This window comes from Thermococcus sp. SY098, from assembly GCF_035621495.1.
Lineage (GTDB): Archaea > Methanobacteriota_B > Thermococci > Thermococcales > Thermococcaceae > Thermococcus_B.
Window position 1 is genome coordinate 499,699 of record NZ_CP141821.1, and the last position, 20,367, is coordinate 520,065.

Below are 20,367 nucleotides of genomic sequence, written 5' to 3' on the forward strand. Positions count from 1 at the left end.
AAATTCCAACTAGGTAAAAACTGGACAAGAGATTTCTTATTGAAAAATCCACACTCTTTAGGATGGGGATGAAGTTAGCTTTGAGAAACTTCTCAATTTTTCATTTTCGTTTGTGGATATAACTTTCCTAGATAAAATAATAAAATATAGAGATTTATTTTCCGCATTCAATAGCTCGAATGTACTCCATAGGCGGAGCTGGCACTTCAATTGTTGTATTGTCAACTTTGAAAACGAGCTTTGGTTTAAAGTATAGTCCATAAACGTTCGAGGGTACTTCAATAACTACATTCAAAAGTACAGCGGAGTTTGGAGGAATCTCTTTTAGCATCTTTTTAGTAGTCGTGTCTACCACATTGAATCTATTTATTTGGATACTTGGAGGTTTAGGATACTTCTGTAATGTGGATAATGGAAACGAAACGTTTTGTAACACAATTGGAGTATTGTATAAGTTTTCAAATTGAACTGTATAGTTAAAAATGTCAACACCTTGTTTAAATGAAACATATAAAAAAGAATATCTTTTAAACTTTAGACGAACTTCAGTAGGTAACACTTTTGAAACCTCAAAATGGAGCCAGACATTTGCTCTGGTACTTCTCAGTATCTTACTTTGGTTCCAAATCTGTAGAGAAAGGGCACTACCTACTACTCCAACTTGTTTTCCAAGAGTTCTGAATTTAAGATATAACGATATAGGAACATAGCCCGCTATTCCAGAGGAATTGGACAGTGAAAGAGCTTCTCGAACATTATAAGTCGATGTAAAATTATCTGCAAGGGAGACAATAATTATACTCCCATTTTTTAAATAATCGGTGCTCAAATACGTTACTAAAGCTAAAGTTTCATTAGGATAAACATAACCATAACCCCATATTGAAATAGGACATAGAGCAGTAACATTACCTGTATTATTGATAGAAGATTTTTGTATTTTTGTTGATTTTTGTATTAGGCTGTTTGTGGAAGTTGAGAAAATATCATTGATTTTGGTTTTTTTGAAATTGGAATTATTTGAATGAAATATTCCTATAGAAATTAACATAATCAACAAAAAAGTGTCAAAATAATAGAAAAAGATTTCTTCATTTGATGCCCCCCATCACTCTTGGGGATGTGTTTCTGGTCTGCAATGAGGCACTACACCCATTTTAATATAAGCATATGCGACGTTAGATGTTGCTATCTCACCAACATTAGTTACAAGATATTCTCTTTGCACTATTTTTTTGATGGGTATTTCGCTGTTTGCCCAGAACCATATCTCTTCTCCATAACCACAAGATCCAGTACATGTGATTGACTTGCATATCTGTTCTCCAATAGATACTCCTAGCTTTTCTTTTATTACTACTGCACTAACTTCCAGATCCCCTGAAACTGTTACAGAAATACACTTTGTTATAGTCTCAGACAATGTACATCCTCCACTGGCATCGCAAGTTGCTATGGCCTCAACCCGCTCAGGAGTATACTCAGTGGCATAATAATAAACTCCATCTATTTTCCATTCTTTGCCGTAAACAGCATATTGGGGCTGTGGAATTGGGTTTATCGGCTTTGCCAGTGCGAAACTAATTGCTTCAGTAGCTGTTCCTATAGTCATACTAACAATCAGTAGTCCAAAGAGTATCACCCCAATTCTTTTCCACCACACAAGGTCCACCTCCTTAAGGGATCTGCAATACCTACTATGCAACTTTTCCTTATAATTTTTTCCTTTTACACTTAGTAAGGATTCTTTCTTTTTTTTTCAAGTATAAATTTATTCTAAGCTAGGTTTTCCTTTTAAAATCATTCAAAAGAAATCTGAGTAAATGAGTTGCATAGCGATGCAATCAGGTGATTTACAGACTACAATCAGTGATGCTGAGGTAAATAAGAAGGAAAGGGGGGAATATACCAACAATAAAACAACTCACTTCAAAAAGCCAGTCTTCTTTCCAAGGTCTTCAAAGGCATCAATAACATATTGCAAATCTTCCTTGCTGTGAGCTGCTGAAGGCTCAAGTCTGATACGAGCGGTTCCCAATGGAACCGTTGGATAAACGATTGCCTGTGCAAAGATGTTATACTCCTCATATAATCTCCTCGAGAACTCCTGAGCCAATTTCTCATCGTAGAGCATGACCGGGGTAATTGGATGCTTGGTGTTTCCAAGATCATAGCCTAAGTCTCTTAAACCTTTCTGGAGGAAGTGGGTGTTGTCCCAGAGCTTCTTGACAAGTTCATCACTGTGCTGAAGGATCTCAACGGCAGCTATTGCAGCAGCGACGTCTGGTGGATTTAATGCACTTGAGAACAGGAATGGTCTTCCTCTCTGTTTCAGGTACTCAATAGCCTCCTCAGAACCTGCAACATAGCCACCGATGACACCAAATGCTTTACTCAGCGTGCCCATTTCAAAGTCAACTCTGTCGTGGAGCTTGTAGTGGTCAACGATACCCCTTCCGTGGTCTCCTAAAACACCTTCACCGTGAGCATCGTCAACGTAAACCATTGCATCATACTGCTCGGCTAACTCAACGATCTCCGGCAATGGTGCAAGGTCACCATCCATGCTGAATACCCCATCGGTAACAATGAGCTTCTTCTTGTAGTTCTTTGTCTCCTCAAGCTTCTTCTTTAAGTCCTCCATATCGAGGTGCTTGTAGATAACCTTTGGAGCACCGCTCAAGCGCATGCCATCGATTATGCTCGCATGATTGAGTTCCTCACTGATAAAGACACCGTTGTCCTTCTTAGTTATCAAGGCACTTATTGCGCCCAAGTTGGCATTATAGCCGCTCTGGAATAGGATTGCCGCTTCTCTCTTTTTAAACTTCGCAAGCTTTTCTTCAAGTTCAACGTGAAGCTCCATTGTTCCGGCAATTGTTCTTACTGCTCCAGCACCGACACCATAGTCGAGAATAGCTCTTATTGCTGCCTCCTTAATTTTTGGATGTGCAGCCAAGCCAAGATAGTTGTTTGAACACATGTTCAAAACCTTCTTTCCATCAACGACTACCCATGGGCCTTGAGCACTTTGAAGAACTCTAATCCTGACGTAGAGACCTTTTTCTTTAAGCTCGTTTAATTCTTCGGTAATCCAGTCAAGCTTCCCCATAGAAACCACCAAAAGAAATTAAGTTTCATGGGTATAAAAGTTTTGCACCGCTCAGAAGTTGTCACAATGATGAAAATTTCAACCGAAACAGCAGAGCAATCAGCGCAACCAACGCTATTGCAAGGCTTTCATTTGAAAATCCGACATAGCTTCCCCTTGATCTGGCGGGATACCCAACGAGGATTTCATATTTAACATTTATCTTTGGCAGGCTTTCAAAAACTATAACTCCAGAAACCTTTATCCCAAGCCCCTTCTTCCTTAGAGGGTAAAGAAACGGTATAACACCTGAGAAAAAATCCAAAAAGAAGTGCATCTCAAGCCCAAAGACAAACAGCCAAAGGTAATGGTTTTGGATGTAAAACGAAAGCACAAAAAATCGGTATAATAAACAGAAGGGAGTGAAAATAACCCCTGTGCTCCTCAAAAAGGACATCAAAATCAGGGAATATAGCACCAAATACAAGAACAGCGACCGAAGCTAAGCTTGGACTTTTGCTGATGGCCAAAAATGCAAGTAAAGGAATTGATGCATGTTTTAGGGGATCCATCTTATCTCCCAAAGTTTTTAATATCTCAAGGCATAATAAACCTTTAGCTCACGATGATGGGTGATAGGTATGAGCGAAGAGGTCAAAGAAGTTAAAATTCTGGAAAAACCATGGGTTGAGAAGTACAGACCACAGAGATTAGATGACATTGTTGGACAAGATCATATAGTCAAGAGGCTCAAGCATTACGTTAAAACAGGCTCGATGCCCCACCTTCTATTCGCTGGCCCTCCTGGTGTTGGAAAAACGACTGCAGCTTTGTGTTTAACCAGAGAGCTCTTTGGAGAACACTGGAGACATAACTTTCTTGAGCTAAACGCTTCTGATGAGCGTGGAATTAACGTTATTAGAGAAAAAGTCAAAGAATTCGCAAGAACAAAACCAATTGGTGGAGCAAGCTTTAAGATAATCTTCCTTGATGAGGCAGATGCTTTAACACAAGACGCCCAGCAGGCATTGAGAAGAATGATGGAGATGTTCTCGAACAACGTTCGCTTTATATTAAGCTGTAATTATTCGTCAAAGATTATTGAGCCGATTCAGTCGAGATGTGCAATATTCAGGTTCAGACCCCTTAAGGATGAAGATATTGCAAAGAGAATCAGGTTTATAGCGGAGAACGAAGGACTGGAGCTAACTGAAGAAGGGCTCCAAGCACTCTTATATATAGCCGAGGGAGACTTAAGAAGAGCAATTAACGTTCTCCAAGCCGCTGCAGCACTTGACACAAAGATTACAGACGAAAATGTGTTCCTTGTTGCAAGCAGGGCAAGACCAGAAGATGTTAGGGAAATGATGCTCATGGCATTGGAGGGTAATTTCCTCAAAGCGAGGGAGAAGCTCAGAGAAATTCTCCTTAAGCAGGGCTTAAGTGGAGAAGACATTCTTATTCAAATGCATAAAGAAGTGTTTAACCTGCCAATAAGCGAGCCCAAGAAAGTTGCTTTAGCCGATAAGATTGGAGAGTACAACTTTAGGCTGGTTGAGGGAGCAAATGAAATGATTCAGCTTGAGGCTCTGCTTGCCCAGTTTACCCTGCTGGGCAAATGATCGGGTGAGCACAATGGATATCCCCTGGGTTGAGAAGTACCGTCCAAAAAGGCTGAGAGAGATAGTCAATCAAAGGCAGGCTCTTGAAAAAGTCGAAGCATGGATTAAGCAGTGGGTTCATGGAACTCCAAAGAAAAAGGCTCTCCTCCTTGCAGGCCCACCGGGAAGTGGAAAGACTACCACAGTCTATGCCTTGGCTAATGAGTATAAGTTCGAAGTCATCGAGCTCAATGCAAGCGATGAAAGAACCTTCGAGAAAATAAGGAGATACCTTGATGCCGCGTATACAATGGACATTTTTGGAAGGAGGAGAAAGCTGATATTTCTTGATGAAGCCGACAACATTGAGCCAAGCGGCGCTCACGAGATAGCAAAGCTCATAGACAGGGCAAGAAACCCCATAATCATGGCCGCCAATAAGTACTGGGAAGTGCCCGCTGAGATAAGAAATAAAGCCGAGGTCGTTGAATACAAGAGATTGACTCAGAGAGACATCATGCAGGCACTTTTCAGAATTATTAAGGCAGAGGGCATATTTGTTCCAAAGGAGATAGTGGCAGAGATAGCAAAAAGGGCAAGCGGAGATTTAAGAGCAGCAATAAATGATCTGCAAACTGTAGTTGCCGGCGGAATAGAGGACGCAAGGGAAGTGCTTGCTTACAGAGATGTGGAAAAAACAATCTTTCAAGCACTTGGACTGATCTTTGGAAGCGATAACGCAAAGAGGGCTAAAATGGCGACATGGAACTTGGATATGACACCCGACGAGCTCCTTCTCTGGGTTGATGAAAACATCCCCTATATCTACTATAAACCGGAAGATATTGCTGAAGCTTACAACGCCATAAGCAGAGCTGATATCTATTTAGGAAGGGCTAAACGAAGCGGAAACTACGGGCTGTGGAAGTATGCAATAGACATGATGACGGCAGGGGTTGCAGTTTCAGGAATGAAAAAGAAGGGCTTCCTCAAATTCTATCCTCCAAAGACTCTTAGAATGCTTAAGGATACAAAGGAAGAGAGGGGAATTAGGGATTCAATTATCAAGAAAATCATGAAGCAGATGCACATGAGCAAGCTTGAAGCTATCGAGACGATGCAGATATTCAAAACAATCTTCGAAAACAACTTAGACGTCGCTGCTCATATAGCTGTTTTTTTGGACTTGGGAGACAAAGAGATAGAGTTCTTAGCTGGAGACAAAGAAAAAGCAACGAAAATTAAGGGCAAAACACTCTCAATTCACAGAAAGCTCAAAAAAGCTGGAATTGAGATAAAAGTTGAGATAGAAGAAGAGGCCTCCAGAGAGATCGAAGAGGAAGAAATTAGAGAAGAACCCGAGGAAGAAACTGCAGAAGCAGAGAGTGAAGAAGTTTCTGAGGAAGGGGAAGAAAGCAAAGAAATCGAAAAGGAGATAGAAGAGGCAGACTGGGAGAAAGAAGAAAAACCCAAGAAGGAGGAGAAGATCGACAGAGCAAAGAAGAAAGGCAAGCAAGCAACACTGTTTGACTTTCTAAAGAAATGAGCTCTCTTTTATTTCTACTTCACGGTGGAATTCATGAATAAGCTCCAAAAGGTTTTTCTCATTTGTGGAATCATCGAGGTTCTTCTGGGAGCTGTAGCTATTTATAGTGCCTATATTAATACAAGAGAGAATCCAGAAGATTTTGATGAGGCTGGAGGTACTTGGGGACAGATGATGGTCTTTTTGGGAGCTTTAACGCTGTTTTCTATACCAGCCTATGATAGCAAGTTTGTTGTTTTTGTAATTCTCGGCATTGCAGGGCTAATTGGGGGTATGTTCTTTTATCTTGTCATTCAGGAGTTGTTAAAGGGAAGAATCCCATATACACCTTTTGTAGCCCATGCACTGCTGTTTTTCCTCGCCATATATGGCATCTTATTGAGCTTTAAAAAAGCTTAATATCAGCGCAAACCTTGTAAACATGCGGTTTATAGTCTGCTATTTTCTTTATCCTCACTTCGCACTGCTTTCCAAGCTTTTGACATTCCTTCTCAATCCGTTTCTTAAACTCATTAAATCTATCTTCATGAACAAAGTCATAATAGTGAACCCACTTCTCAGCTTTACTTAAAGCCAAACTCAGGGCATCAATGCCCTTCGGGGTTGGACTTATCACCCTGTCAAAAGTCCCAAGCTTGGGAACAACTTCAAAAACATCCCCATGAATTACCTTAATTTTACCCCTAAGTTTGTCCTTATTGAGTTCAATATTTTCCAACCCGAGTTTTACTGCATCCTCGTTAAGCTCTATCGCAACGATTTCAACGTTCCTAAAGCGGGCAATAACGAGTGCATAAGGCAATACACCTGCAAACATCAAAAGAATTCTCTCACCATCTTGAACAAGCTGAGCCAGTCTGTATCGTTCGCCTTTCATTCGTGGGTTGAAAAAAACTCTGCTTAAGTCAACCTTAATTTTAACACCATTCTCTTTATGAACTGTTGCCAGCCTTTTCTCACCCCAAATTACCTCATACTCTCTCACTCTGAACTTTCCTTCATGGACTCCTCTTTTGGCAATCACCTTTACAAATGGGTGAACGATCAGAAGAGCTTCAATAATATCTCTTTGTCTATGTTCGAGCTCCTTTGGGATCTGAATAACAGCTATATCCCCTATTATATCGTATCTCCTTAAATATGCAAGCTCCTCTTTTGTAAGCCTCTCAGCCAGAACATTCTCAAGGTTTTTGTATATCTGCCTCTCAGGTCTAAATGGTAATTCCACATCTATGACTTCAAACCCAAGCTCCATAAGCTTCGGGGTACTAACAACAGGCAAAAGAACAAAGTTCTCTTCACGTTTGGGCTTTCTTTTTCCATCATATAACCCAAGTTTCTTCAGAAGATTCTTAACTTTCTCTGCTTCATGCTTTTGAACTCTCACTGCTGGCATGTTCTTTTCTATTTCCTTTCTCATTTAAAGGCTTTTTCAGTTGTTATTCTCTCAACCTCCTCTCTGGCGACAGCTCCAAACAGTGCAGTTCCCATGATCTCTTCTAAGAACTTTTCTGGATCCAATACCTCAAGCTCCCTTCTCAGGATGTTATAGTGGGACTTTTCCAATGCGCCGGGGGATATAAAAATCAGCAGAACTGACTTCTCAACAGTCGCATAATCTTTTAACGTGAAGAGAAATTTTGCCACAGACCTAAAGTCATTATAGAGCATCAGATATTCGATCCCTTCGATGTAAATAACACTGTTCTTCCTAATTCTCATAAACCTAACTGCCTCCTCTAAGATCACATGCAAATTGCTGGGGCTTACAGAGTGCTTCTCCTCCACTCTACTCAGCCAAAGATACTTGGTTGGTTTTATCCCAAATTCTTCTTCCCATTCATCCTGTGGACGTCGGCTAATTACAAATAAACCACCTGATTTTGAAGAGAGATATTTAAGGAGCGTCTTGATTCCTTCCAAACTTTCAATGATGAATCCTCCAACCGGAATGTGTTTTCTCTCCTCTCTTGAATTAACTTTAGAGCCGAACTCTTCATATAGCAGTCTTAAGTAGTGAAGGGAGGAGAATGCCAAAATTAAAAAGCCAGACATTGTAAAAAGTGCAATAAACGGCCACCATATCCCTTCAAAAAACGCAGATCCTACTACAGCACCTCCCCCAAGAACCCCAAAGAAGATAAAGGCAACCATAACCTGCAGTGCAAACTTATCAGCAGGAGAATCAAGAAAAATGTAAAATCTCCAAGCTATGACAGTTCCATATATCCCAATAATAAGCAGGGCACTCCCAAAAATTAGTGATAAAGTGACACTTTCCATGCACATCACTCTATGTTATATGGATCAACATGTTATATTAAAATTTCCTGACCAATGGTCATACCCAATATGGCCGTCTTAACATTATTGCTTGCTTAAAGATTTCAATGAGCTCTTCATCTGTGGCCCCATTTCTGATAGGGGTCAGAATATCAACTAAATCGTCCCTCCTCAAAAGGCATGTCTTTAAGTACCCATCAGAAGTAAGTCTTATTCTTGTGCAATTTGCACAAAATACTGTGTTGTGCATTGAGCGAACAACTTCAACTTCAGCAATTCCATTTTCAGTCGGAATAAAGTACTTCTTCCTTCTGTGCATTCTCCTTTCCCTTATCTCAACAGCTTTTTTTGAGAATTCGTCTTCAAGAGGCTTTAATGGATAAAAGTACCGTTTAAAGAACCAAGATTCAGTCATTTCACGAGGAACTTCAATCTCTATGAGTTGGAGAACTGCACCAATTTTAGCTGCATAGTTTATCATATCCCATATCTCCTCATGATTTAAGTCCCTCATGACCACCATATTGAGTTTAACCAGCTTAAACAGTTTGACAGATTTTTCAATACCTTTTAAGACCCAGGGAAGAACATCAAATCCAGTTATTTTTTTGTACTTTTCTCTATCCAAGGTATCAAGACTTATGTTTACTCTATCTAAGCCCGCCGCTTTAAGCTCTTCAGCAAGCCTGTGCATGACAGTCCCATTGGTTGTCATAGATAGATCAACAACGTATGGCCGTATCCGCTTAACAATTTCTACAATGTCACTCCTTATTGTAGGTTCTCCACCAGTTAGTTTTACCTTCTTTATACCCAGATTGGAGGCAACTTTAACTATTCTTTCAATTTCTTGGGGTGTCATTTGTCTTTTTCCTTTCATTTGACCCTCTCTATGACAGTAGAAACAACTTAAATTGCATTCTTCAGTTACAGATATTCTGAGGTTTGTCACTGGTCTCCCGAATCTGTCAACTAAAACCATGATTTCACCTTCGTTATTTGATTAATTCATCCACTTAAAAAAAGATTATGGGAAAACACTTCTATTTAACAACGAAAAGTAAAAGTATGATATATGAGCATAGATTATTAGGGGGGCAGATGTGGATGTGGAAAAATTAAAAGAGCTAATTTTGAAGGCAGAAGACATTCATAAGAACTTTGAAAAACTGTTCCTGAAGCTTTATGAGTACGCAAGTCAAAACCATCCTGAAAGAGTTGAGGAAATTATTCTCAAGCTTCATGAGCTGAGTGAGGAAAAATTTGAGATTGCATCTCAGATTTATAGAAAAACAGCCTCAATAGGAGGAGAAATTGAAAGAGTCGGAAAAGAACTGCAGAAAAACGAGCATCAAATGAAATTTAGACTTGAGGAAATAATGGGTCTCGTAGGGCATGCAAAAGAGAGTTTTAGCGAAAAGCTCAAAACAAAAGCCGCTCTTCAGAGATTATTCCAATTTCACAGGATTTATGATTATTCGGTGACTCAATCACTACAACGACTCAGTGCAGAAATTGAGGGACTGATTCTTATAAGCGAAAAAGAAAAAAAGCCACCAACAAGTATAATTGAGAGACTCAAAAAAATTGAAGAACTTGAAGAAAGATTAACAACCCTAACAAATTTAGTCTTTCATCTTTACTCTCATCCTTCCTGGGTTTACAAAATTGAAGAATCCTTAAAAGAATGGCATTCCAAAGGATTACTGTGGGTCGAACCAAGAAACGTTGAGCAAAATACTGGGATTGATAGAGAACATGCCGCTCAAATTTTAGACGGTTTAACGCTGATCGGAGTTGTGGAAAAAAGAAAAAGAGGTGGTGAAAGTGTCTACAAACTCAGGGGTTTCGGTGAGGATTAGAGGGATATACAGCACAGCATTGACAAAGCTTCTGTTAGATAAAGGGTTTAAAATCAGCCAGCCCAGTCAGAAGATTGCAGAAAGATTAAGAATTGAAAAGACATACAGTGAATTTGATGTTGATATTTACGACAGAAAAGACGGTAGGGGCGTTATTTTAGTTGGAACCAAAGTTGATGATGTTAAAAATGTTTTTGAGGAGGAATTTATAGACGTATTTTTTAGAAAAATGCCATACCAACTCTATGGCATCTACAAGGGAATAGTGGTCAAAAGGGATGAGCAGTATCTATACGTTGACATAGGGAGTGCCATTGGGACTGTGCTTATAGAAGAAATGCCTGATGCTGCAGAAGGCGATGAAGTTTTAGTCCAAGTTAAAAAGCACAATCTGCTTCCTCATCTCAGTACATTACTGACAATCCCCGGGGATTATGCTGTGCTGATACCCAAACCAATTGGTGCTCAGAGGCATGTAAAAATCTCAAGAAAGATAAGAGATCCAGAAGAAAGAGAAAGACTCAGAATTCTGGGGTTGAGTGTTGACCTAGGTGAATGGGGAATACTCTGGAGAACCGCTGCCGCATACAAAGACTGGAATACTCTAAGAGACGAGCTCGTAAATCTGTCAAAAATTGCGGATAAGTTAAAGGATGCTGATAAATACTCTGCACCTACAAGAATAATTGAGGGAAGGGACATATATGAAGTGGAGTTCGGAGGAGGCACAAGGAAAAAACTTGACAACATTAGAAATGAGGTTCTGCCAACAATAGAAGGTCATCACCAGTTTAAGGCATATGATCCAGAGTTTAGCTTTGCCGTTGAAATCGCCGAAGGGATACTCTCCAAAATGCCATCTCAAAGGATTAAGGTCAGGGAGGGCTTCATGGAGGCATTGATCGATAATAAAGGACCAAAAATAGGATGGCTATTTACCTTAGAACACATAAAGCCAGATGGGCAGAAGGTGAGAATAGGGCCAGGAGAGATCTTAGAAGTGTCAATAAATCCCCTGAAGATAAAGATAAAGAGAAGTCTCAAACCAGGAAAAGTGTACGATGGACTGGAGCTACCAATTGAATATGGAGACTACGCAATAACTGAAATAGAGGAAGGTAAATGGTGGTACAAACACAGCTACTATGACAAAGACGGCAATCTAAAGGGCGAGTATTACAACATAAATACGCCAATTGAAATATATCCCGACAGGGCAAGATACATAGATCTCGAAGTTGATATTGTAAAGTGGCCTGACGGGAAGAAAGAGATAATTGACAAGGATGACCTACGCAGGCATTACGAAGAAGGCATAATAAGTGAGAAGCTGTATAAAGCAACACTACGCATAACTCAAGAGGTCTTTGAGAAGATCTAATTTCTCACTTTTCTATTTTGTTGGATTTGCATTCAAAACTCAAACATCCTCAATGCCCTTATCCGTGATTTTAAAGTAAACTATCCCACCTTCAGGTCTAAAACGATGTCTTTCTAAAACAGCTATTCTTATGCCCGGCTTGCTGAGCTTTTCAAGTCTAAGTATGTCCTTGCATTTGTAGCCCAAAGTATGTTCTGCAATTGGCTTTAATGAGCCGGAATTTGAATCAAAATAGACCTGATTAATAACTATGGTAGCAATATTGTACTTCCTTGCAAGCCACAAGAGAACTTGAAGTTGTTTTCCCAGCTCCACATTTAAACTTTGCCGATCTTTTTCTATCCTATAATGAGATGTTACAGAATCAACAACAATAAGGGCAAAGCGGTTATTTACAATAGTCTTAAGTTTTGATATGACTCTCTTCTGCTCTCTAAAATTATGAGGTTCAAAAATTATGAACTTTTGAAGGGTCTCTTCGGGATCAATGCCCCTTTTCTCTGCCATCAGCTTAAGCCTTTCTGGTGAAAAACCTCCTTCCGTATCTATGTATACCACTTTGCCCTTGTTCAGCATGCCGATCTGCATTGCCAGCGTGGTTTTTCCAGTGGCAAATGCACCATATATCTGAGTTAGCACCCCTCTTTCAATACCTCCTCCCAAAAGCTCATCCAAGCTCTTGCTGCCTGTTGTTAATTTCTCCATAGAACCACCGGTCATACATGAAAAGCTTCCCCGATACTCAAAGGTTTTACCAACACCCAGACTCTCCTCTTTCTAAGTTCCTGCTGAAGTTTTTCGACACTTCCCGACCCATAAACTCCATAGTGCATCGGTATGACTATTCTTGGTCTCACGGCTTCAATTATATCAGCAGCTTCCCGCTCACTGGCTGTGGAGCGACCGCTTATCGGGACAAGGAGTATATCTACCATCCCTCTAAGTTTATTAAAAAGTGGTGTATAGTAGGTGTCTCCAGTATGCCAGACCCTCTTATCTCCAAATATCAAATACCCGAGGGGGTACTGACTTGAGGGATGTTCAGCATATGTCCCCCTAATCCTGATCCCGTTTTTAAGCTGAAGTTCTTCTCCCTCCTCAATAGCTTGAACATCGGTTATTCCATCACTGATTGCCATTAAATAGACAGTTTTTGGCCCAATAACCTTTGCCTTTCTCAGTCTTGCCAAAAGAGGTGTTTTTCCATAGTGGTCACTGTGCTCATGAGTTACGAGAATGTAATCAACTTCCCCAATTTTATCATCGTCAACATCCGGATAGGGGTCTATCAGAATTCTCACTCCACTTGTCTCAATGAGAAAGCATGCGTGACCATACCACACAATTTTCATTGGCTCTGCCTCCAAAATAAGACTTCGTTATCCTTAAACTTAAATCTTTCCATTTGCTGCTTATTTCATTAAACAATCCAGTAACACTCGATAGTAAATAGTTGAGTTTATAAATGATGTCCAGAAGTAAAAGTAATGAGGGAAATGAAGGGATTGATAGTAAAAGAACCATTTGCTTCGTGGATCGTTGAAGGTAAAAAAGTTTGGGAGATCAGAAAGAGCAGAACAAAAATTAGAGGAGAGATTTTTATAATAAGCAAAAAGAAGGCAATAGGGAAAGTTAAGTTGGTTGATGTCCTTGGGCCATTTACGCCAGAAGAACTGGCATATCACAAAGATAAGCACTTGGCAGACTATGAATTTTTAAAGAGATATGCAAAGGGAAAGAAGCTTTATGCCTGGGTATTATCAAATCCCCAAAAATTTGAAGAGCCCAAGGAAGTCATTATGGCAAACGGTGCCCAGATATGGGTCAACATCAGGGGGTTTAAAACATGAAAAAGTTCTTCTTCCTTCCAGTAAGCTTGCCCTTCCTTATACTCCTCCTGCTGCTAATACCCATATTGTTTCTGCTTTTTGCAGGAACTATAACACTCGCATTTCAAAAGCTTGGACTTCCTCTCCCAGTTGCCTATACCTTATTCTGGGCATCACTAATTGGCAGCTTTATAAATATCCCCATAGCCGAGACCAAGACATATGCACCAATTTTAAAGATTAGAGAAGTCAGCTTCTTTGGCATCAGATATCCAGTTCCCTACATTGATTGGGGAGAGCAAAAAATGGTTATTGCAATAAACGTAGGAGGAGCCCTTGTTCCTTTGAGCATAGTTACTTATGAACTTCTTAGATTCGCCATTGCTGGGAACATGGAGTTAATTATTAGGATCCTTGTAGCAATATTGATAGCTACAATATTCAGCAATTTTTTCTCCAAGCCTGTAAAAGGACTTGGAATAGCAATTCCAACATTTATCCCACCTTTAATAGCTGCATCCTTGGCTTTCCTTCTTGGAGGCCCTAACAAGCCAGCTATAGCATATGCAAGCGGCACCATGGGAGTTTTAATTGGGGCAGATCTACTTAACTGGAATAGAATCAAAGAACTTGGTGCTCCCATGGTAAGTATTGGAGGGGCTGGAACATTTGATGGCATTTTCCTTGCCGGTATAATTGCGGTATTGCTGGTTTAGGAGGTGATAACAATGAAAGTTGTTCTTGGTAGCGGTGCCCAGCATTTAAAAGAGGAAATCAGAAAAAAAATTCAAAACTATGGGAAAGAACTTCTCGAAGTAGAGATCAAGAAATTTCCGGACGGAGAGAAATACGTCAGGGTGCTTGGGGAGGGAAACAGAGCTATTGTTGTACAGTCAACTCACTTTCCTCAAGATGAACACATAATTGAGCTTCTGCTATTGGGGGATGCGCTCAAAGAAAGGGGATTTGAAAAGCTGATAGCAGTTGTTCCTTATCTTGCATATTCACGACAGGACAGGGTTACAAAGGATGGAGAACCAATAAGCGTTAGAGCTGTTATGAAGGCGATGGGCATTTATTATGATGAACTCTATGTTTTTGACTTGCACAATCCAAAAACACTCGAATTTTTCCCAGGAAAGGCAGTTAACCTTAGTCCAGCAAGAGCAATAGCCGATTACTTCAAAGACAAGCTTGGAGAAGGAATAGTCCTGGCACCAGATAAAGGAGCTTTGGAGAGGGCAAAATCCGTTGCTGAGATTTTGAATGTCGAATTTAGCCATTTTGAAAAGAAGAGAATTTCTCCAACTGAAGTCCAAATGACCCCAGTTGACATAGATGTAACTGGAAAAAATGTACTCATAGTAGATGACATCATAAGTACGGGTGGCACAATGATAAGAGCAGCAAACATACTGAGGAGAATGGGGGCAAAGAGAATATATGTTGCAGCAACCCATGGAGTCTTTGCTGGGGGGGCTATAGAGAAAGTCAGCAAAGCTGTCGATGAACTCGCAGTAACAAATACCATTCCAACCCCAGTTTCAAAAATCAGCGTTGTTGAAGATATCTTGATGATTTAAATTTTAACATTTTTATGTTTATTTTTGTGCATATCATGACATTATTTAGCATTAATTTGGAAATTTTTCAGATATATAAGGATTTTGCAAAAATTTTTTATTGGTGGTGTTGCTAAGTATTGGGTGGAGCCCCCGAATAAGGGGGCACAAGCCCAGGCACAAGACGGCGGCGTCGGGGGGACTGGGTGCAAAGCACCCAACATGAACCCCGCCCTCCAGCCATGGGCACAACCAATGCACTCCCGAGGAAAACCCGAAAGGGGACCCCTCGGGGGTAAGGCAGGCCCAACACCCCGACTAAACCCCGGATGGGATTTTGGTACTCCCCTTTATGGGGAGTCCCACCGGCCGTACTCCTATAGCAATTCCGGTTGATCCTGCCGGAGGCCACTGCTATGGGGGTCCGACTAAGCCATGCGAGTCATGGGGGTGTCCCTTCTGGGACACCACCGGCGGACGGCTCAGTAACACGTCGGTAACCTACCCTCGGGAGGGGGATAACCCCGGGAAACTGGGGCTAATCCCCCATAGGTGTGGGGTACTGGAAGGTCCCCACACCGAAAGGGGCCTCGTGCCCGCCCGAGGATGGGCCGGCGGCCGATTAGGTAGTTGGTGGGGTAACGGCCCACCAAGCCGAAGATCGGTACGGGCCATGAGAGTGGGAGCCCGGAGATGGACACTGAGACACGGGTCCAGGCCCTACGGGGCGCAGCAGGCGCGAAACCTCCGCAATGCGGGAAACCGCGACGGGGGGACCCCCAGTGCCGTGGCAACGCCACGGCTTTTCCGGAGTGTAAAAAGCTCCGGGAATAAGGGCTGGGCAAGGCCGGTGGCAGCCGCCGCGGTAATACCGGCGGCCCGAGTGGTGGCCGCTATTATTGGGCCTAAAGCGTCCGTAGCCGGGCCCGTAAGTCCCTGGCGAAATCCCACGGCTCAACCGTGGGGCTTGCTGGGGATACTGCGGGCCTTGGGACCGGGAGAGGCGGGGGGTACCCCTGGGGTAGGGGTGAAATCCTATAATCCCAGGGGGACCGCCAGTGGCGAAGGCGCCCCGCTGGAACGGGTCCGACGGTGAGGGACGAAGGCCAGGGGAGCGAACCGGATTAGATACCCGGGTAGTCCTGGCTGTAAAGGATGCGGGCTAGGTGTCGGGCGAGCTCCGAGCTCGCCCGGTGCCGTAGGGAAGCCGTTAAGCCCGCCGCCTGGGGAGTACGGCCGCAAGGCTGAAACTTAAAGGAATTGGCGGGGGAGCACTACAAGGGGTGGAGCGTGCGGTTTAATTGGATTCAACGCCGGGAACCTCACCGGGGGCGACGGCAGGATGAAGGCCAGGCTGAAGGTCTTGCCGGACACGCCGAGAGGAGGTGCATGGCCGCCGTCAGCTCGTACCGTGAGGCGTCCACTTAAGTGTGGTAACGAGCGAGACCCGCGCCCCCAGTTGCCAGTCCCTCCCGTAGGGAGGGAGGCACTCTGGGGGGACCGCCGGCGATAAGCCGGAGGAAGGAGCGGGCGACGGTAGGTCAGTATGCCCCGAAACCCCCGGGCTACACGCGCGCTACAATGGGCGGGACAATGGGATCCGACCCCGAAAGGGGAAGGGAATCCCCTAAACCCGCCCTCAGTTCGGATCGCGGGCTGCAACTCGCCCGCGTGAAGCTGGAATCCCTAGTACCCGCGTGTCATCATCGCGCGGCGAATACGTCCCTGCTCCTTGCACACACCGCCCGTCACTCCACCCGAGCGGGGTCCGGATGAGGCCCCGTCGCCGGCTCTGACCGGATGGCGGGGTCGAGTCCGGGCTCCGTGAGGGGGGAGAAGTCGTAACAAGGTAGCCGTAGGGGAACCTACGGCTCGATCACCTCCTATCGCCGGAAACCCATCCGGGGGGTTTAAGGGGTGTTGGGCCTGCTTAGCGTGGGCCGGTAGCTCAGCCTGGGAGAGCGCCGGCTTTGCAAGCCGGAGGCCCCGGGTTCAAATCCCGGCCGGTCCACCACGAAGAGGTGCACATCCCGAGCAACGCTCGGGGTGGAAGGGCCCTAGACCCCGAACAGGGGTCACGATGAGGGCCGTGCATAGGCGGATTGGCCCAAAAAATGCCCAGCCCCTTGAGTAAGGGGCAAGAAACCTAAGCCGCCTGGTGGATGGCTCGGCTCGGGGCGCCGACGAAGGGCGTGGCAAGCTGCGATAAGCCCCGGTGAGGCGCAGGCAGCCGTCGAGCCGGGGATTCCCGAATGGGACCTCCCGCGGCTTTTGCCGCACTCCCGTCAGGGAGGGGGAACGCGGGGAATTGAAACATCTTAGTACCCGCAGGAAAAGAAAGCAAAAGCGATGCCGTGAGTAGGGGCGACCGAAAGCGGCACAGGGCAAACTGAACCCTGGGTGGAAACACCCAGGGGATGTGGTGTTGTAGGGCCCTGCGTTGGAGCCTCGGGGGTGAAGCCGAAGTCCGCTGGAACGCGGCGCCGGAGAGGGTGATAGCCCCGTAGGCGTAAGCCCCCAGGCTCCTGCAGGGTTCCTGAGTACCGTCGGTCGGATATCCGGCGGGAAGCTGGGAGGCATCGGCTCCCAACCCTAAATACGTCCCGAGACCGATAGCGAACTAGTACCGTGAGGGAAAGCTGAAAAGCACCCCGGGAGGGGGGTGAAAAGAGCCTGAAACCAGGCGGCGATAGGTGGGTGCGGCCCGAAAGGAGTGAGCCTTCCCGAAGGAAACCCCGGCGACGGGGGAGTACGAGGGAAGGGGACCGGGGTTGCACCGTCCGTCTTGAAACACGGGGCAGGGAGTTCACGGCCGTGGCGAGGTTAAGGGGGTAAAACCCCGAAGCCGTAGGGAAACCGACAGGTCCGCAGCCCGTAAGGGCGAGGGACGGGGTGTGAAAGCGCCCGGAGTCACGGCCGTGAGACCCGAAACCGGTCGATCTAGCCCGGGGCAGGGCGAAGTCCCTCAACAGAGGGATGGAGGCCCGCTAGGGGTGCTGACGTGCAATTCGCTCCCGTGACCCCGGGCTAGGGGTGAAAGGCCAATCGAGGCCGGAGATAGCTGGTTCCCGCCGAATTATCCCGCAGGATAGCCTCCCCGGAGGTAGGCGGTGGGGTAGAGCACTGATTGGAGGTTTAGGGGGAGAAATCCCCCGGCCTCCTGTCAAACTCCGAACCCACCGCCGCCGTAGATGGGGGGAGTAGGGCGACGGCGTAAGTCGTCGGCCGAGAGGGGAACAACCCAGACCGGGGTTAAGGCCCCAAAGTGCCGGCTAAGTGTTACTCCAAAGGGTGTCCCTGGCCTTAGACAGCGGGGAGGTAGGCTTAGAAGCAGCCATCCTTTAAAGAGTGCGTAACAGCTCACCCGTCGAGGTCAGGGGCCCCGAAAATGGACGGGGCTTAAGCCGGCCGCCGAGACCCCGGCGCACGGACCGATTGGTCCGTGATCGGGTAGGCGGGCGTCCCGGTGGGGTAGAAGCCGGGCCGTAAGGTCCGGTGGACCCGTCGGGATTGCGGATCCTGCCGGGAGTAGCAGCATAGCCGGGTGAGAATCCCGGCCGCCGAAGGGGCCAGGGTTCCACGGCAATGTTCGTCAGCCGTGGGTTAGTCGGTCCTAACTCGGCCCGTAACTCGGTGCCGAGGAAAGGGAAACGGGTTTATATTCCCGTACCGCGGAGGTAGGTGCGGCAACGCAAGCCCGGAGGGTGACGCCTCGGGGTAGGCGGACCGGTCGATAAGGCCGGCTAAGCGTATAAGCCCGGGGAGTACCGTAATGGTGAGAACCGGGTGAAAGCGCGAATGGCCTCCCGTAAGGGGGGTTCCGCCGATCCCTGGGGCCCGTGAAAAGCCCTCCGGGAACGATCCTCCGCGACCGTACCGAGAACCGACACTGGTGCCCCTGGGTGAGAAGCCTAAGGCGTGTCGGGGGAAACCCAGCCGAGGGAACTCGGCAAATTGGCCCCGTAACTTCGGGAGAAGGGGTGCCTGCGGGTGCGTAACCCGCAGGTCGCAGTGACTAGGGGGGCCCGACTGTTTAATAAAAACACAGGTCCCAGCTAGCCCGAAAGGGTTTGTACTGGGGCCGACGCCTGCCCAGTGCCGGTATGTGAAGCCCGGGTACAACCGGGTGAAGCACCGGTAAACGGCGGGGGTAACTATAACCCTCTTAAGGTAGCGAAATTCCTTGTCGGTTAAATGCCGACCTGCATGAATGGCGTAACGAGGTCCCCACTGTCCCCGGCTGGGGCCCGGCGAAACCACTGCCTGGCGCATATGCCAGGGACCCCCGGTGGGAAGCGAAGACCCCATGGAGCTTTACTGCAGCCTGCCGTTGCCGTACGGCAGGGGGTGCGCAGCGTAGGCGGGAGGCGTCGAAGCCCGGTCTCCGGGCCGGGTGGAGCCGTCCATGAGACACCGCCCACCTCCTGCCGTACGGCTAACCCCCGAACGGGGGGACAGCGGTAGGTGGGCAGTTTGGCTGGGGCGGCACGCCCCTGAAAAGGTATCAGGGGCGCCCTAAGGTCGGCTCAGGCGGGTCAGGAATCCGCCGTAGAGTGCAAGGGCAAAAGCCGGCCTGACTGGACCCGTAACAGAGGCGGGTCCAGCCCCGAAAGGGTGGCCTAGCGAACCCCAGTGCCTCCCCGGTGGGGGCCTGGGATGACAGAAAAGCTACCCTGGGGATAACAGAGTCGTCTCGGGCGAGAGCCCATATCGACCCCGAGGCTTGCTACCTCGCTGTCGGCTCTTCCCATCCTGGCCCTGCAGCAGGGGCCAAGGGTGGGGGTGTTCACCCATTAAAGGGGAACGTGAGCTGGGTTTAGACCGTCGTGAGACAGGTCGGATGCTATCTACCGGGGGTGTTGGCCGCCTGAGGGGAAGGTGCCCCCAGTACGAGAGGAACAGGGTGCCGCGGCCTCTGGTCTACCGGTTGTCCTACAGGGCATAGCCGGGCAGCTACGCCGCGTCCGATAAGGCCTGAAGGCATCTAAGGCCGAAGCGGTCCCCGAAAATAGGCGGCCACTCCCTGGCACAGGGCCTGGGTGACCGGCCCATGCCAGGGACGAGGGCGCCCGCAGAAGACGGGTTTGATGGGGCGGGGATGTAAGCGGGAAGGGAAACCGACCCGTTTAGTCTGCCGCTCCCAACAGCCCGAGTTTCTTGCCCCTGAAAGAGGGGCTGGGCATTTGATAGGCCAATCCGCCTATGCACGGCC

18 protein-coding genes, 1 tRNA gene and 2 rRNA genes are annotated in these 20,367 nt (G+C 46.2%); 11 read left to right on the forward strand and 10 right to left on the reverse strand.

Annotated features, from left to right (window positions below; translation table 11 throughout):
* Positions 1 to 154: 154 nt before the first annotated feature.
* From VFC49_RS02725 to VFC49_RS02745, 5 genes are all read right to left on the reverse strand, one after another.
* Positions 155 to 1,057, reverse strand: coding sequence for a hypothetical protein (locus VFC49_RS02725; RefSeq protein ID WP_324736077.1), 903 nt, complete (start codon positions 1,055 to 1,057; stop codon positions 155 to 157).
* 51 nt (positions 1,058 to 1,108) lie between these two features.
* Complete coding sequence (locus VFC49_RS02730) at positions 1,109 to 1,663, reverse strand: hypothetical protein (protein WP_324736078.1); 555 nt, start codon at positions 1,661 to 1,663, stop codon at positions 1,109 to 1,111.
* Positions 1,664 to 1,924: 261 nt separating this feature from the next.
* Complete coding sequence (locus tag VFC49_RS02735; RefSeq protein WP_013467197.1) at positions 1,925 to 3,112, reverse strand: glycine C-acetyltransferase; 1,188 nt, start codon at positions 3,110 to 3,112, stop codon at positions 1,925 to 1,927.
* A gap of 61 nt (positions 3,113 to 3,173) precedes the next feature.
* Entirely contained in the window at positions 3,174 to 3,428 is a 255-nt protein-coding gene (locus VFC49_RS02740) for a hypothetical protein (protein WP_324736079.1), read from the reverse strand.
* Position 3,429: 1 nt separating this feature from the next.
* On the reverse strand, positions 3,430 to 3,663 hold the full coding sequence (locus tag VFC49_RS02745; protein WP_324736080.1) for a metal-dependent hydrolase: 234 nt from the start codon (positions 3,661 to 3,663) through the stop codon (positions 3,430 to 3,432).
* A gap of 69 nt (positions 3,664 to 3,732) precedes the next feature.
* On the opposite strand from VFC49_RS02745, the gene VFC49_RS02750 reads away from it, so the two are divergent.
* From VFC49_RS02750 to VFC49_RS02760, 3 genes are read left to right on the forward strand one after another with little or no spacing between them, the layout of a single operon-like run.
* Positions 3,733 to 4,713, forward strand: coding sequence for a replication factor C small subunit (locus VFC49_RS02750; protein WP_324736081.1), 981 nt, complete (start codon positions 3,733 to 3,735; stop codon positions 4,711 to 4,713).
* Positions 4,714 to 4,726: 13 nt separating this feature from the next.
* On the forward strand, positions 4,727 to 6,238 hold the full coding sequence (locus VFC49_RS02755; protein WP_324736082.1) for a replication factor C large subunit: 1,512 nt from the start codon (positions 4,727 to 4,729) through the stop codon (positions 6,236 to 6,238).
* A gap of 33 nt (positions 6,239 to 6,271) precedes the next feature.
* A complete protein-coding gene (locus tag VFC49_RS02760) occupies positions 6,272 to 6,637 on the forward strand; it encodes a hypothetical protein (protein ID WP_324736083.1) in 366 nt (121 codons plus the stop codon).
* On the opposite strand, the gene taw22 is transcribed toward VFC49_RS02760, so the two are convergent.
* From taw22 to moaA, 3 genes are read right to left on the reverse strand one after another with little or no spacing between them, the layout of a single operon-like run.
* Entirely contained in the window at positions 6,624 to 7,634 is a 1,011-nt protein-coding gene (gene taw22, locus VFC49_RS02765; RefSeq protein ID WP_324736084.1) for a tRNA (guanine(37)-N1)/4-demethylwyosine(37)-methyltransferase Taw22, read from the reverse strand. The two genes, VFC49_RS02760 and taw22, sit on opposite strands and share 14 nt — an antisense overlap.
* A gap of 20 nt (positions 7,635 to 7,654) precedes the next feature.
* On the reverse strand, positions 7,655 to 8,527 hold the full coding sequence (locus VFC49_RS02770) for a DUF835 domain-containing protein (protein ID WP_324736597.1): 873 nt from the start codon (positions 8,525 to 8,527) through the stop codon (positions 7,655 to 7,657).
* Positions 8,528 to 8,579: 52 nt separating this feature from the next.
* Positions 8,580 to 9,503, reverse strand: a complete 924-nt coding sequence (moaA, locus tag VFC49_RS02775; RefSeq protein WP_324736085.1) for a GTP 3',8-cyclase MoaA — start codon at positions 9,501 to 9,503, stop codon at positions 8,580 to 8,582.
* Positions 9,504 to 9,624: 121 nt separating this feature from the next.
* Here moaA and VFC49_RS02780 point away from each other — a divergent pair, with 121 nt between their 5' ends.
* Positions 9,625 to 10,383, forward strand: a complete 759-nt coding sequence (locus VFC49_RS02780) for a hypothetical protein (protein WP_324736086.1) — start codon at positions 9,625 to 9,627, stop codon at positions 10,381 to 10,383.
* The gene (locus VFC49_RS02785) at positions 10,349 to 11,764 is read left to right on the forward strand and encodes a ribonuclease E/G (RefSeq protein ID WP_324736598.1); all 1,416 of its coding nucleotides are present in this window, start codon (positions 10,349 to 10,351) and stop codon (positions 11,762 to 11,764) included. Before VFC49_RS02780 ends, VFC49_RS02785 begins: the two co-directional genes overlap by 35 nt.
* A gap of 39 nt (positions 11,765 to 11,803) precedes the next feature.
* Here the strand turns inward: VFC49_RS02785 and radB are convergent, their stop codons facing one another.
* Both radB and VFC49_RS02795 read right to left on the reverse strand, forming a co-directional pair.
* Positions 11,804 to 12,469, reverse strand: a complete 666-nt coding sequence (gene radB, locus VFC49_RS02790) for a DNA repair and recombination protein RadB (protein ID WP_324736087.1) — start codon at positions 12,467 to 12,469, stop codon at positions 11,804 to 11,806.
* Positions 12,470 to 12,480: 11 nt separating this feature from the next.
* Complete coding sequence (locus VFC49_RS02795; RefSeq protein ID WP_324736599.1) at positions 12,481 to 13,116, reverse strand: MBL fold metallo-hydrolase; 636 nt, start codon at positions 13,114 to 13,116, stop codon at positions 12,481 to 12,483.
* 144 nt (positions 13,117 to 13,260) lie between these two features.
* Here VFC49_RS02795 and VFC49_RS02800 point away from each other — a divergent pair, with 144 nt between their 5' ends.
* From VFC49_RS02800 to VFC49_RS02825, 6 genes are all read left to right on the forward strand, one after another.
* Complete coding sequence (locus VFC49_RS02800) at positions 13,261 to 13,614, forward strand: ASCH domain-containing protein (protein ID WP_324736600.1); 354 nt, start codon at positions 13,261 to 13,263, stop codon at positions 13,612 to 13,614.
* The gene (locus tag VFC49_RS02805; RefSeq protein ID WP_324736088.1) at positions 13,611 to 14,309 is read left to right on the forward strand and encodes a DUF1614 domain-containing protein; all 699 of its coding nucleotides are present in this window, start codon (positions 13,611 to 13,613) and stop codon (positions 14,307 to 14,309) included. The genes VFC49_RS02800 and VFC49_RS02805 overlap by 4 nt, the downstream gene beginning before the upstream one ends.
* Before the next feature lie 12 nt (positions 14,310 to 14,321).
* The gene (locus tag VFC49_RS02810) at positions 14,322 to 15,176 is read left to right on the forward strand and encodes a ribose-phosphate diphosphokinase (RefSeq protein WP_324736089.1); all 855 of its coding nucleotides are present in this window, start codon (positions 14,322 to 14,324) and stop codon (positions 15,174 to 15,176) included.
* A gap of 364 nt (positions 15,177 to 15,540) precedes the next feature.
* Positions 15,541 to 17,040 (forward strand): 16S ribosomal RNA (locus tag VFC49_RS02815).
* Between the two features lie 52 nt (positions 17,041 to 17,092).
* A tRNA-Ala gene (locus VFC49_RS02820) sits at positions 17,093 to 17,169 on the forward strand.
* A gap of 120 nt (positions 17,170 to 17,289) precedes the next feature.
* Positions 17,290 to 20,319, forward strand: a 23S ribosomal RNA gene (locus VFC49_RS02825).
* Together the 16S and 23S rRNA genes with 1 tRNA gene alongside form the textbook arrangement of a ribosomal RNA operon.
* The last annotated feature ends 48 nt before the right edge of the window (positions 20,320 to 20,367 follow it).